10 protein-coding genes are annotated in these 13227 nt (G+C 63.8%); 6 read left to right on the top strand and 4 right to left on the bottom strand.

Annotated features, from left to right (window positions below; genetic code table 11):
- Window positions 1–21: 21 nt before the first annotated feature.
- Window positions 22–1215, bottom strand: coding sequence for an alpha-hydroxy acid oxidase (locus GSQ90_RS02010; protein WP_158812800.1), 1194 nt, complete (start codon window positions 1213–1215; stop codon window positions 22–24).
- Between the two features lie 355 nt (window positions 1216–1570).
- Between GSQ90_RS02010 and GSQ90_RS02005 the strand changes: the two genes are divergently transcribed.
- Window positions 1571–1783 carry a hypothetical protein gene (locus GSQ90_RS02005; protein ID WP_158812799.1) on the top strand — a complete coding sequence of 71 codons (213 nt, stop codon included), beginning with the start codon at window positions 1571–1573 and terminating at the stop codon, window positions 1781–1783.
- Window positions 1784–1889: 106 nt separating this feature from the next.
- Window positions 1890–3050: a PA0069 family radical SAM protein gene (locus tag GSQ90_RS02000; RefSeq protein ID WP_158812798.1), complete on the top strand. Its 1161-nt coding sequence runs from the start codon at window positions 1890–1892 to the stop codon at window positions 3048–3050.
- A gap of 45 nt (window positions 3051–3095) precedes the next feature.
- Here the strand turns inward: GSQ90_RS02000 and GSQ90_RS01995 are convergent, their stop codons facing one another.
- The 3 genes from GSQ90_RS01995 to GSQ90_RS01985 form a co-directional block, all read right to left on the bottom strand.
- The gene (locus tag GSQ90_RS01995) at window positions 3096–3623 is read right to left on the bottom strand and encodes a GNAT family N-acetyltransferase (protein ID WP_158812797.1); all 528 of its coding nucleotides are present in this window, start codon (window positions 3621–3623) and stop codon (window positions 3096–3098) included.
- Window positions 3624–3712: 89 nt separating this feature from the next.
- A complete protein-coding gene (locus GSQ90_RS01990; RefSeq protein ID WP_246731369.1) occupies window positions 3713–5353 on the bottom strand; it encodes an acyl-CoA dehydrogenase family protein in 1641 nt (546 codons plus the stop codon).
- 36 nt (window positions 5354–5389) lie between these two features.
- Window positions 5390–6643: a cyclopropane-fatty-acyl-phospholipid synthase family protein gene (locus GSQ90_RS01985; RefSeq protein ID WP_158812796.1), complete on the bottom strand. Its 1254-nt coding sequence runs from the start codon at window positions 6641–6643 to the stop codon at window positions 5390–5392.
- 237 nt (window positions 6644–6880) lie between these two features.
- Between GSQ90_RS01985 and GSQ90_RS01980 the strand changes: the two genes are divergently transcribed.
- From GSQ90_RS01980 to GSQ90_RS01965, 4 genes are all read left to right on the top strand, one after another.
- Window positions 6881–7591 (top strand): phosphatase PAP2 family protein, encoded by a 711-nt coding sequence (locus tag GSQ90_RS01980; RefSeq protein WP_158812795.1) that lies wholly within the window; start codon window positions 6881–6883, stop codon window positions 7589–7591.
- 364 nt (window positions 7592–7955) lie between these two features.
- Window positions 7956–10775: a preprotein translocase subunit SecA gene (gene secA / locus GSQ90_RS01975; RefSeq protein ID WP_158812794.1), complete on the top strand. Its 2820-nt coding sequence runs from the start codon at window positions 7956–7958 to the stop codon at window positions 10773–10775.
- The gene (prmC, locus tag GSQ90_RS01970; protein ID WP_371418319.1) at window positions 10727–11692 is read left to right on the top strand and encodes a peptide chain release factor N(5)-glutamine methyltransferase; all 966 of its coding nucleotides are present in this window, start codon (window positions 10727–10729) and stop codon (window positions 11690–11692) included. The genes secA and prmC overlap by 49 nt, the downstream gene beginning before the upstream one ends.
- Window positions 11693–12098: 406 nt before the next feature.
- On the top strand, window positions 12099–13103 hold the full coding sequence (locus tag GSQ90_RS01965; RefSeq protein WP_158812792.1) for a DUF4167 domain-containing protein: 1005 nt from the start codon (window positions 12099–12101) through the stop codon (window positions 13101–13103).
- Window positions 13104–13227 lie beyond the last annotated feature (124 nt).

Raw genomic sequence — 13227 nt, 5'->3', positions numbered from 1 at the left:
CAACCGCGAGCAATCTGCGCGCTAGCCCAAAGCGATATCGCGGCTTCCCTTTGATTGGCGAAACAATTGATCGGGACCGATGTCGCCGATCCGCGCCGCGCCCATCAAACCCATGACGCGATCGATCTCGCGGCGCAGGATGTCGAGCACATGGGCGACGCCGGGCTCGCCCGCCACAGCCAGGCCCCAAAGTTGCGGCCGGGCGACCAGGCAGGCGGCGGCGCCGAGCGCCAGCGCCTTCACCACATCGGCGCCGCGGCGAACGCCGCCGTCGAGCAAAACCGGAATCGCGCCATTGACGGCGGCGACGATTCTCGGCAGCGCCTCAATCGTCGCCAGCGCCCCATCGAGCTGACGCCCGCCATGGTTCGAGACGATCAGGCCGTCGACGCCGCTTCGCGCGGCCTCCGCCGCCTCGCCCGGATGCAGAACGCCCTTCAGCAGAAACGGGCCTTTCCAGAGGTCGCGCAGCCATTCGACATCGCGCCAGGACATGCCGGGGTCGAGCATCGCCCCCATGCGCGCGGCGATGGCGCCGATGTCGGACGCTTCTCCGGGCCGCACATAATTGGCGAAGGTGACGCGCGGCAATTCCCGGCGCATGCGCATCAGCCAGGGGAGTTTGCCGGCCATGGCGGCCAGATCCAGCGCGCCAAAGCGCGGCGGGATGGTGAAACCATTGCGGATATCGCGCTCGCGATTGCCGAGCAATTGGTTGTCGATCGTCAGAACGAGGCCGTCATAGCCCGCCGCCTGGGCGCGCTCCACGAATTCGCGCGTCAAGCCGCGGTCGCGATAGATGAAAATCTGCATCCACCGCGGCGCGGCGCCCGCGGCCGCCAGTTCCTCGATCGTGCAGACGGAGGCGTGGCTGAGGCAATATGCCGTTCCCGCCGCCGTCGCGGCGCGCGCGGCGACGATTTCGCCGCCAGGCCAGAACAGACCGCTGAGGCCGGTCGGCCCGATCAGCACGGGCATCGACAAGCGGCGGCCGAACAATTCGATCGAAAGATCACGCTCCGCCGCGCCGTTCAGCGGGCGCGGGACCAGCGCGATGTCTTCGAAGGCGCGCGCGTTGCGGCGCAACGTGCCTTCGTCCTCCGCGCCGCCATCGGCAAAATCGAACACCGGGCGAGGCAAGCCGCGCCGCGCGAGATCGCGCATCGCCGCCAGACTGTAGCCCTTGCGTCGCCAGGTTTCGACGGAGACGCTCATCGCATTGCGCCTGAAACGCCGGCGACAGTCTGCGCATCGCCGGTCGGGCCTTCGGGCCAGCCGGATCGCGATGCTGCCGATTCCGACAATGGCGCCGGCTCTTCGCTCATCTGACGCCTCCCGCGTGCGCCCTCATTCATGACATCGCGGCCGTTGCGGGCCAAGAGCTCTTCGCCGCCACAAGGCGGCGGACAGGCGGGGCGTGCAAAACGATCGTCCCCATCCGCCGGCCGGATGGGCTGCCGCGGAATAGTCCCGGAATAGCCCAGGCGCTTAAAAGACCCTACAGGGCGCGTCAAAATCCACGCTAAGTCTTTGATTCCAGCCCCCGCGGAAGAGCATGAGCATCCGCGAAATGAGCGATATCAAGGACTTGACCCCCTTTGACCTTCCGCATCGAAATTTCAGGGCGGAAGACAGGCGCGACAAGCCTCGCGGCGCCGGCTTCCCTGTTGACGACGCGAAGCCGCACCGAACCCTCCGACCGCATGGCGCGACCGACGAGAGGAGAAGCAAAAGCGTCGTACAATATTCTGAAAAACTGAATTTATCAAAATTTTATTTCTGAGAATATTTCACAACGCCAGGCTAGCGATGCCTTCGCTTGGCCGCCCTTGACGCCCGCGGCGCCGTCGCCTAGATGTTTGTTCTCTTTTTGTTCCTGGAGACCGAACATGCAGGCGCAACAGTCCAAGGCGAGGGATTATTCGGAGCGTGTCGTTGTGGCGCGCCAGCTTGGCGTGGCGCTTGGCGACGGGTTGGTGGCGCCGGAGCGCCGGCGCGGCCGTGGCGCGGCATCGAACGAGACGGGGCGATTCGAACGCACGAAGCGCGAGGAATTCGACGACGGCTGGGATACGGACGAGACGTTGGCGCCGTTCAAGACCGAAGTGATCCATGAGCGTGCGCGCACCATCATTTCGCGCAATGAATCGCCCGACATTTCCTTCGACCGTTCGATCAATCCCTATCGGGGCTGCGAGCACGGCTGCGTCTACTGCTTTGCGCGGCCTACCCACGCCTATATGGGGCTTTCGCCCGGCCTCGATTTCGAGAGCAAGCTGTTCGTCAAGGACGGCGCCGCGGCGCTGCTCGAGCGCGAACTGGCGGCCCCCAATTACCGCCCGCGGACGATGGCGCTCGGCACCAACACTGACCCCTATCAGCCGATCGAACGGCAATATCGCGTGACGCGCTCCGTCCTTGAAGTGCTGGCGCGTTACGACCACCCCGTCGGCATCGTGACAAAATCCAACCTGGTGCTGCGCGATCTCGACATTCTCGCGCCGATGGCGGCCAAGGGGCTGGTCAAAGTCTATCTTTCCGTGACGACGCTGGACAAGGAGATAGCCCGCAAAATGGAGCCGCGCGCGCCTATCCCCGCTCGCCGGCTGGAGGCGATCGAACGTCTCGCGCAAGCAGGCGTTCCGGTCGGCGTGCTGGTTGCGCCGATCGTCCCCGCCGTCAACGATTCGGAGATCGAGGCGATCCTGACGCGCGCTCACGCCGCCGGCGCACGCGAGGGCGGTTATGTCATGCTGCGTCTGCCGCTGGAGCTGCGCGATATTTTCCGCGAATGGCTGCTGGTTCATTATCCCGACAAACTGCGCCACACCATGTCGCTCGTGCAGTCCACCCGCGGCGGCAAGGATTACGATTCGCAATGGGGAAAACGCATGGCGGGCTCGGGGCCCTATGCCTGGATGATCGGCCGCCGCTTCGAAATCGCCGCTGCGCGGCTCGGCTATAACGAAACGCCAACACGGTTGCGTTGCGACCTGTTTCACCCGCCGGAGGGCGAGGCGAAAGGGCCGAAGCAGCTGAGTCTGTTTTGAGGGGGATAGGAGCGAGTGGGACGCTCTTATGCCCGCCTGACCAACCTACGGTCGGTCGATCACAAGCAGCATGGTCTCGACGCCATCTTCCCAGAACCTGCGTAATGGGAGGAAGCCTACCGCCATCGAGCATTGCAGCGCGGCAATATTAGTCAATTCGTGGGCGATATAGGCGCGCGTCTGTTCGGCATAGGATGGAAAAGCGACTCGCCGCAGGTAGCCGCTCAGCGCGGCGCGGCCGAAGCCTTTGTGGAGGTATGTCGGTTCGCCGATATAGAGATCCACGCTGATCCCGTCGCTGACGCCGATGAGATCGGCCCATTCCGGATAGTCGGCGTTGCGATAGCATTGCAGGTAGGCGAACGGCGCGCCGCCGCTGGTCGCCATGTGGCAGATCGACGGCTCCTCGGCGCGGACGCAGGGCCCATATTCCTGCAACACTTGCGCGAGCGTGACCGGCGTTTTCTGATAGAATCTGCGGACATGCGGCTCAGCGAGCCAGGCGGCGAGCGTCGGAAAGTCATGCTCTTCCACCCGGCGGAACACGATCTCTTGCGCTGCGGCGCTGTTCACGGCTGGCCTGTTTCCATTAGCGAAACTCCGGCGCGAACGGCCAGGGCGAGCCGGGCCATGACGGAAGAGCGCCGGCTTTGGCCGGGCGTTCAATCCTCCGGCGGCAAGATGCGGTCAAGGAGCGCATGTTCTGCGCCAACGAGATCGGCGCCGCCGTACTGCGCATAGGCTTCGCCGGTCAGGCGCGTCGCGACATAGGCTTCCGCCAGCGACGGCTGCCGCTCGGCGAGCGCGGCGGCGGCGGCGAGGCGGGCGAGGCGCTCGCAGGTCCGGCGCGCCAGCCGCTCGGCGCCAGCGACGAGATCGGCTTCGAGGCTGAGCGTCTCCGGCGGCAGATCGCAGGCCGCGTTGAGCCGGGCGACCACATCCTTCGCCGCGTCTGGCGCCCGCGCGGCGGCGCGCAGCACGTCGAGCGCCATCACATTGCCCGGCCCTTCCCAGATCGCATTCAGCGGCGCCTCGCGATAGGCGCGCGCCATCGGCCATTCCTCGACATAGCCGTTGCCCCCCAGGCACTCCATCGCCTCATAGACGAAATGAGGCGCCGCCTTGCAGACGAGGAATTTGGCGGCGGGCGTGATCAGGCGCGCATAGGCGGCCTCGTCGGGATCCGCCGCCGCCCGATCGAACGCGCGCGCAAGCCGGAACGCCAACGCCGTCGCGCCCTCGACTTCGAGCGCGAGATCGGCGAGCACCGCGCGCATCAGCGGCTGGTCGATCAAGAACTTCTGGAACGCGCGGCGATGGCGCACATGATAGGTCGCCTGCGCCAGTGCAAAGCGCATCAATCCCGCCGAGGCGACGACGCAGTCGAGACGCGTCATCTGCACCATTTCGATGATCGTGCGCACGCCCTCGCCCTCGGGGCCGACACGTTCGGCGAAGGCGGAACTGAAGACGACCTCGGAGGAGGCGTTGGATCGATTGCCGAGCTTGTCCTTAAGGCGCTGGAAGAAAATCTCATTTTTGCCACCGTCGGGACGAAAGCGCGGCGTCAGGAATGTCGTCAAGCCGCCCGGCGCCTGCGCGAGCACCAGAAACGCATCGCACATCGGCGCCGACATGAACCATTTGGCGCCGGTGATCTCATAGCCGCCCGCGACCGGCTCGGCGCGCGTCGTATTGGCGCGCACGTCGGTGCCGCCCTGCGGCTCGGTCATGCCCATGCCGAGGGTGACCGCGCTTTTTTCCCACCACGGCTTTAACGCGGGATCGTAGACGCGGCCGAGAATTTTCGGCAGCCATTTCTCCGCCAGTTCCGGCGCGCGCCGCAGCGCGGCGACGCTCGCGCTGGTCATCGTCAGGGGACAGATATGGCCGCTCTCGGCTTGCGTCGCCATGAACAGGCGCGCGGCTCTGGCCGCCTGCCCGGACGCCGCCATCCGCGGCGCGCGGGCGTGATCCCAGATCGAGCCATGCAGGCCCACCGCCATGTCGCGCGCCATCAGCGCGTGATAGGCGGGATGAAATTCGATCTGGTCGAGCCGGTTGCCCCTGGAATCGACCAGCCGCAGGCGCGGTGAGAATTCATTGGCGAGACGCCCGAACTCCATCGCCTCGGCGCTCCCGCAGGCCGCGCCGAACTCCGCGAGCGCCTCGCGGCCGGCGTCGACCCCGGCGGCGTTCGCTCCATCCTGCAAGGCGCGATCTTCGAGAAATAGATTACGGCCCGCGAAAGGCGGCGACTGATTGGGCGCCGCCTCCATGACAAAAACCGGATCGTCGCGCATCGCCCGCCTCGCCCGTCGGCCGAACGAGGCCGCGCTTTATTCGCCCGCCAGTTGCAGGGCCGGTTTCTGGTCTTCGCGCTCACGCAACCGCGCCTCGCGCTCGCCGACATAGTCGCGCGTCATCGGCACGACATCCTGGCGCTTGGCCAGTTGGATTTGAAACACCATATTGGCGTCGACGCGGAATGAGGATTCCGAACCGGCGAGGTAGAACTCCCACATCCGGCAGAAGCGCTCGTCATAAAGCGCCTTCGCCTCCTCGCGGTTCGCCATGAAGCGCTCGCGCCAGGCTTTCAGCGTTTCGGCATAGTGCAGCCGCAGGATTTCAGTGTCGGTCACGTAGAGACCGGCGCGCTCGATCGACGCGAACACTTCCGAAAGCGCGGGAATATAGCCACCGGGGAAAATATATTTCGAGATCCAGGGATTGGTGGCGTTGGGTTTGCCGCTGCGCCCGATCGCATGCAGCACCATCACGCCGTCGTCTTTCAACAGGCGCCGGACGTGCTGAAAATATTCATCGAAGCCGCCGATCCCGACATGTTCGAACATGCCGACCGAAACGATGCGATCGAAACGGTCGTTGACGTCCCGGTAATCCTCAAGCTGGAAATTCACGCGATCGGCGAGGCCGCCGTCGACCGCGCGCTTGACCGCGACGGCATGCTGCTCTTTCGACAAGGTGACGCCCGTCGCGCGGGCGCCGGCGGTTTTGGCCAGATACAATCCCATGCCGCCAAAACCGCAGCCGATGTCGAGGACGCTATGGTCGTCGTCGACAAGGAGCTTGGCGGCGATATGCCGCTTCTTGGCGAGTTGCGCCTCCTCCAGCGTCGCCCCCGGATGCTCATAATAGGCGCAGGAATATTGCCGGTCCGAATCGAGGAACAGGTCGTAGAGCTTGACGTTGAGATCGTAATGATGGGCGATGTTTTTCCTGGCGTTCAGCCGGTCGTTGCGCTGGCGAAACCGGCGCGTTGCGATGCGCGCGTCCTCCAGCAGCTTGAGCCAGCGCGGGCCGCCGAATTCGGCGATATTGCGCGCGCCCAGCGCCAGCACGTCATAGAGATCGCCCTTCGTCACCACGAGGCGGCCGTCCATATAGAGTTCGCCCATGGCGAGGGTCGGATCGAAGATCAATTCCCGCTCGGCCGCGCGATCGTTCAGCTTGACTCCAAGCTTCGGACCCGTTCTGTCGCCGAACACCTGGACGATTCCGTCGGCGGTTTCGACCTCAAGATGTCCAAGCCGGATCAGGGTGGACAGAAAGGTTCGAAAAAGCGTTCCCATGACGCAGCCCCCGCTGATGGCGATCCGAGGCTTGATACGCAAGCGGGAAAGCCGGACAAGTCTTATGTCGAAACTATGGTCGTCGCGACGCGGATTCAAGGTTGTTGTCAGGATTCACTCTCTTTTGATCGAGTCGAGGCGGCTTTAGGAACGAAAACGCCCCGGAAAATGATAAAAAACGCCCTGTTCAATTTATTTTGTAACCCGCCCTTCTCTTCTCCATTCTTGTGAGAATCCATGCTTCGCCTGTTCTTTTGCACGCTGGCGGTCGGCGCCGCCCTGTCCTCCGCCGCGGCCGCGCAAGAGGAGAGTCATGCCTCCCTTCATTTCCTCAGCGCCGGCCAGGTCGATCTGACGAAAATTCTGCCGGCGCCGCCAAAACTGGGCTCGAAAGCCCAGAATAAGGACATGGCCATCAGCCTCGCCTGGCAGGCGCGGCGCACGCCAGCGATGATAGCGCTCGCCCAGGCCGACTCGGACCGGTCGGTGTTCCGCTTCGGCGTCATTTTGGGCGATTCTTTCGCCAAGGATCGCCTACCCCTGACGGTGCATTTCTTTGACGAAGTGGCGGGAGACGAGCGCCTCGTCGGCGCGGCGGCCAAAACCTATTGGGACCGCCCGCGCCCCTTCGTGACGTCGGCTCGGATTCATCCTTGCGTCGATCAGCCGCCGACCAATTCCTACCCGTCCAATCACGCGACGATCGGCATGCTCTACGCCCAGATCCTGGCGCGCATGCTGCCCGAGCAGAGGCTGCGCATCCTCGCCCGCGCCCAGCAATATGCCCAGGATCGCGTCATCTGCGGCGTCCATTATACGAGCGACATCGAGGCGGGGAAGCGCGCCGGCGCCATCGAGGCCTTCGCGATGTTCCGCGATCCCGCGTTCAAAAAGGAGTTCGCCGAGGCGAAGGCGGAGATACGGAGCGCCTTGTCGCCGGCGCGATAACCGGGCCCGACGCGCCCGATTTGGGCCGTTTGGCGCCGCGATCCCCACATTGACAAGGCTGGCGCCGCCTCCTATCTCAGCGTCGAGCGTCTGTCCTTGCGCGGCAAAGGCGGGTTTTAGCCTGTCGAGGCCGGTGCGCGTTTACGGATCGCCCCTGTTTTGGGCCTTCAAAAGTCCGGACGCAGGCGGGCGCAATATCCGGAAGATTGACGGAATGCTCGGGCGCCGCGCCCTTGTCGCGCGACGGCGTCCCGTATGAGTAGACATCCCCGGTCATGCGAGTCACGCTGAGGTGGGGCTTTTGCTTCCCGGGAAACGGCCGGAAATTTGGATTGGCGCCGGTCGGCGGTCGGAAAGGTCTGATATGCTCGGCAATGTGCTAAAAAAGGTTTTCGGCTCGTCGAACGAACGACGGCTGAAGGGATATCGACCCAATATCGTCGCCGTCAACGCTCTCGAAGGCGAATTTTCCGCGCTCAGCGACGAGCAATTGCGCGCCAAGACGCAGGAGTTTCGCGCGGCTTTGGCCGCCGGCAAGACCCTCGAAGACATAGCCGCGCCCGCTTTCGCAGCGGTGCGCGAGGCGGCCAAACGCACGCTCAAGCAGCGCCATTTCGACGTGCAATTGATCGGCGGCATGGTGCTGCATGAGGGCGCGATCGCCGAAATGCGCACGGGCGAAGGCAAGACGTTGGTGGCCACATTGGCGTGCTATCTCAACGCGCTTGCAGGCAAGGGCGTCCATGTCGTCACGGTGAATGATTATCTCGCGCGGCGCGATTCCGAATGGATGGGGCAGATCTACGGCTTCCTCGGCATGAGCGTCGGCGTGATCGTGCATGGACTCGACGACAATCAGCGCCGCCAAGCCTATGCCGCCGACATTACTTACGGCACGAACAACGAATTCGGCTTCGACTATCTGCGCGACAATATGAAATACGACATGGCCGATATGGTGCAGCGCGGCCATAATTTCGCGATCGTCGACGAGGTCGATTCCATTCTCGTGGACGAAGCGCGCACGCCGCTGATCATTTCGGGCCCCTCCGACGATCGGTCCGACCTCTATAAATCGGTCAACGAACTGATTCCGCGTCTTTTGAAAACAGATTTCGAGCTCGACGAAAAGCAACGCACCGTCAACCTGACGGAAGCGGGCAACGAGCATGTCGAGGAATTGCTGCGCGAGGCCGACCTGCTCAAGGAAGGCTCGCTCTACGAAGCCTCCAGCGTGACGTTGGTCCACCACGTCAATCAGGCTTTGCGCGCCCACAAATTGTTCCAGCTCGACAAGGACTACATCGTCCGCAACGGCGAACTTGTCATCGTCGACGAATTCACCGGCCGCATGATGCCGGGCCGGCGCTATTCCGAAGGGTTGCACCAAGCGCTGGAGGCCAAGGAGCATGTCCAGGTCCAGCCCGAAAACGTGACGCTCGCCTCGATCACGTTCCAGAATTATTTCCGCCTCTATAAGAAGCTCGCCGGCATGACCGGCACGGCGGCGACGGAAGCGGACGAATTCGCCGAAATTTACAAGCTCGAAGTCGTCGAAATTCCGACCCACCGGCCTGTCAGCCGGCGCGACGAGGACGACGAAGTCTATCGCACGGGCGTCGAAAAGCTGCGCGCCGTCGTGCGCGAAATCGAGGCCGCCAACACGAAAATGCAGCCGATGCTGGTCGGCACGACATCGATCGAGAAGTCCGAACAGCTTGGCGAACTGCTGGAAAAGAACGGCTATACGAAGATCGACTTCGAAAAACCGCTGGCGCTCGCCGACCTTTACGCCAGCGCCCGCGCCGGCCGGCCCTCGAAACTATTCGCGGTGCTGAACGCCCGCTTTCATGAACAGGAAGCCTATATCGTCGCCGAAGCCGGCGTGCCGGGCGCCATCACCATCGCCACCAATATGGCGGGACGCGGAACAGACATCCAGCTTGGCGGCAATGTCGAGATGCGCGTCAGCCAGGAATGCGATCCGCTGGCGCCGGGAGACGCGCGCGCCGCCAAGGAAGCCGAGATTCGCGCCGAAGTGGACGATTTTAAAAAGAAGGCCATCGAGGCCGGCGGCCTCTACATCATCGGCACCGAGCGGCATGAGAGCCGGCGCATCGACAACCAGCTCCGCGGCCGCGCGGGACGCCAAGGCGATCCGGGACGCTCGAAATTCTTCCTGTCCCTGCAAGACGACCTGATGCGCATCTTCGGTTCCGAGCGCATGGACGCGATGCTCAAGCGGCTCGGGCTGAAGGAGGACGAGTCGATCGTTCATCCCTGGATCAACAAGGCGCTGGAAAAGGCGCAGCAGAAAGTCGAAGCCCGCAATTTCGACATGCGCAAGAACGTACTGAAATTCGACAACGTGATGAACGATCAGCGCAAAGTCATTTTTGAGGACCGGCGCAAGATGATGGCTCAGGAAACGCTGGAGCCGACGATCGCCGAGATGCGCGCCAATGTCGTCGACGATCTCGTGACCAAGCACATTCCCGCCGACGCCTATCCCGAAGCCTGGGACATCACGGGCCTCAAGGAAGGCGTCCAGGCCATGCTCAACCTCGACCTGCCGGTCGCCGATTGGGCCAAGGAAGAAGGCATCGCCGACGAAGAAATGAACGAGCGCCTGCATAAGGCGGCCGACGAAGCCTATGCGGAGCGCGTGAACCGCAACACGCCCGAAGCAATGCGCTATGTCGAAAAACAGGTCATCCTGCAGGCGCTCGATCACCTCTGGCGCGATCATCTGGTGACGCTGGACCACCTGCGCCAGGTGATCGGTTGGCGCGGGCTCGCCCAGCGCGATCCGCTCAACGAATACAAGTCCGAAGCCTTCGATCTGTTCAAGACGCTGATCGAGCGCTGGCACGAAGCCGTTATCGCGCAGATGATGCGCATTGAAGTGCGCTTCCAGGCGCCCGATCCCGCGCCACCGCCGATGCAGTTCCAGCATCTGGACCCGTTGACCGGCGCCAATGAGGAGCCGTTCGGGGCCATCGGCGAGCCTCTGGGCCTTGGGGATTTTTCGGCGGCCACGGTCGCCCTCGCTGCGCCGACGCTGGTCGAAGCCGCCGAGCGCGATCCCAACAACCCATCGAGCTGGGGCAAGGTTGGCCGTAACGAGGCCTGCCCATGCGGATCGGGCAAGAAATACAAACATTGTCACGGGACGCTCGGCTGAGGATGGCGCAAGCGCTGCAGCTAGCCGTTACGCGGAGCGAGGCGCTCAAGGCGTTGCGGATGCTGTTTGCCGATGCCGGAATTGACAATGGCGCGGTCGATGCGCGCCTCCTGCTTTGCGCGGCCGACGGCCTCAACAGCGCCGATTTGATCCGCGCGCCCGAACGCGCCTTAAGCCTGGGGGCGCTTCAACGGCTGGCGCCGATGGCCGAACGCAGGGCGGCGGGAGAGCCGGTGTCGCGCATTCTGGCGCGGCGGGAGTTCTGGGGCCTGCCTCTGACGATCTCGCCCGATGTCCTCGATCCTCGCCCCGACACGGAAACCCTTGTCGAGGCCGTTGTGCGCGAATTGGCGCCGAGATGGGAAGCCCCGTTGCGCATTCTTGATCTGGGCGCGGGTTCGGGCGCCATTCTATGCGCCCTGCTGAAGGAATTTGGCGCGGCGACAGGAATCGCCATCGATCTCTCGGCGCCGGCCGCGGCCCAGGCGCGCGCGAATCTTGCCGCTTGCGGCCTTGCCGGCCGTTCAAGCGTCATCGTCGGTTCATGGGGGCAGGCCATCCTGGGTTCCTTCGACGTCATTGTCTCGAACCCGCCCTATATTCCAAGCTATGAGATCGGCGAATTGGAGCGCGAAGTGAGGGATCACGACCCCGCTCTCGCCCTCGATGGCGGTCCGGACGGGCTCGACGCCTATCGGGCGATCGCGCCGCAGCTTGGGCCTCTTCTTTACGAGGACGGACGTTTCTTTCTCGAAGTCGGCGCGGGACAGGCCGACGACGTCATGGCGGCGCTTGCCGAGCATGGGCTGGCGAAACTGGCGCGCTATGCCGATCTGGCGGGCGTGGCCCGCGTGGTGAGCGGCGGCGTTTCCGCTCGCGGTTTTGGACCGATTACGAAAAGAGGGCCGCCGAATTGAAAAACGGCCCTCAAAACATGCCTCTTGGCGCGGAGTGAAAAAAAGACTAGACTCGTCTTCAGAATCGTCTTCGCGTCGTTGTCCGGGCGAGAGTTGCGCAGCCGCCTACGGAGCTTGGCTCCAAGGTTCGGCCGCACCATCAACCGTTTCAGATTGACGGCAAGCGGAGAGACTTTAGCCGCCATATTTCGTTTGGCCACGAGAGGCGGCTTGCTGACGCATCCAAACGTCCTGAGCATCAGGGAAGCCGTCCGTGATCCCTGTCGCTCGTGGATAACCGCAATTCCTGGCTTCGCCGGCGCGCCGCCGCGAATGTTCGGAACGGGCGGATATTTTTAGCGGCCAACCCCTCGGAAAGCTCAAAACCTTCAGGAAGCTCCGAACCTTCGAAAGTTAAGGACAATAAATGAGACCTGGTCAGAACAAGCGCATGCGCGGCCGCCCCAACAACAATCGCCGGGGCCCCAATCCGCTGACGCGATCCTATGAATCGAACGGGCCGGATGTGAAAATTCGGGGCAACGCCCACCATGTCGCGGAAAAATATCTGCAACTGGCGCGCGACGCTCATACCAGCAGCGACCCCGTCGCGGCGGAAAACTATCTCCAGCACGCTGAACATTATTTTCGCCTGATCGCCTCGGCGCAGGCGGCTCAATTGCAGCAGCAGAATGGAACCGCGCGGCCGCCTGGAGAAGGCGACGCCGATGAGATGGACGATGATGACGATGTGGGCGGCCTGTCCGATCGCTTCGCCTCGCCGGCCGAGCGGGCGCCGGCGCCCTTCCAGCCCCAGCCCGGCTTTAATCCCCCTGTCCAGCAGGCGCAGCCGCAACCCCAGAGCCAGCCTTATCAGGACCGGGCGCCCTACGAGAACGACCGGCAGCCGCAGGGCGACCGGCCCTATCAGGGACGGCCGGAACGCTCCAACAATCGTCCGCAGGATCGCGGACCGCGCGACAACAGGCCGTATCAGGATCGCCAGGACGGGCAGCGCGACAATCGCGATTCCCGGGATAATCGTTTCCCGCGCGACAATCGGCCACGTGAATTCCGCCCCTATCGCGACCCGAATCCTCCGCGGGAGATCGCCAATCCGCCCGAGGCGGCGCTCGCGCCCGTGCTGCCCTCGTTCATCACCGCGCCGCCGCGCGTCAATGCGACGCCGGACATCGAGGAGACGCAATTCTCCAACGCCAATCATTCCGACCAGGCCCCGCAGGCCGTAACGGAGACGCCGTCAATAGACGCGGCGCCGTTTGTGAATGGCGAGGCGGAGCCGCGCTTTCCCGCGCGCGGGCGCAGGCGTCGCGTTCGCCCCAATTTTGGCTTCGACAGTCCAGCGGAAGGCCAGCCCACCGATTCGCCCGAGCCGCCGCCCCACAAGGATGAGGCGCCCGCCGGCGACTAGCGCCTTTTCAAAGAAAAGGACGGCGCGGCAAAATGTAAATTCGCGGCAGCCTCATTCGGCTGCGCGCGGCGCGGCGATGGCGTCATAGGCTTTGCGCGCGCCGCGTCCCACGCTGTCGTAGGTA

The organism is Methylocapsa sp. S129 (assembly GCF_009765995.1).
Lineage (GTDB): Bacteria > Pseudomonadota > Alphaproteobacteria > Rhizobiales > Beijerinckiaceae > Roseiarcus.
The sequence above is the reverse complement of the archived record's forward strand: the minus strand, read 5'-3'. Positions and strand labels throughout refer to the sequence as shown.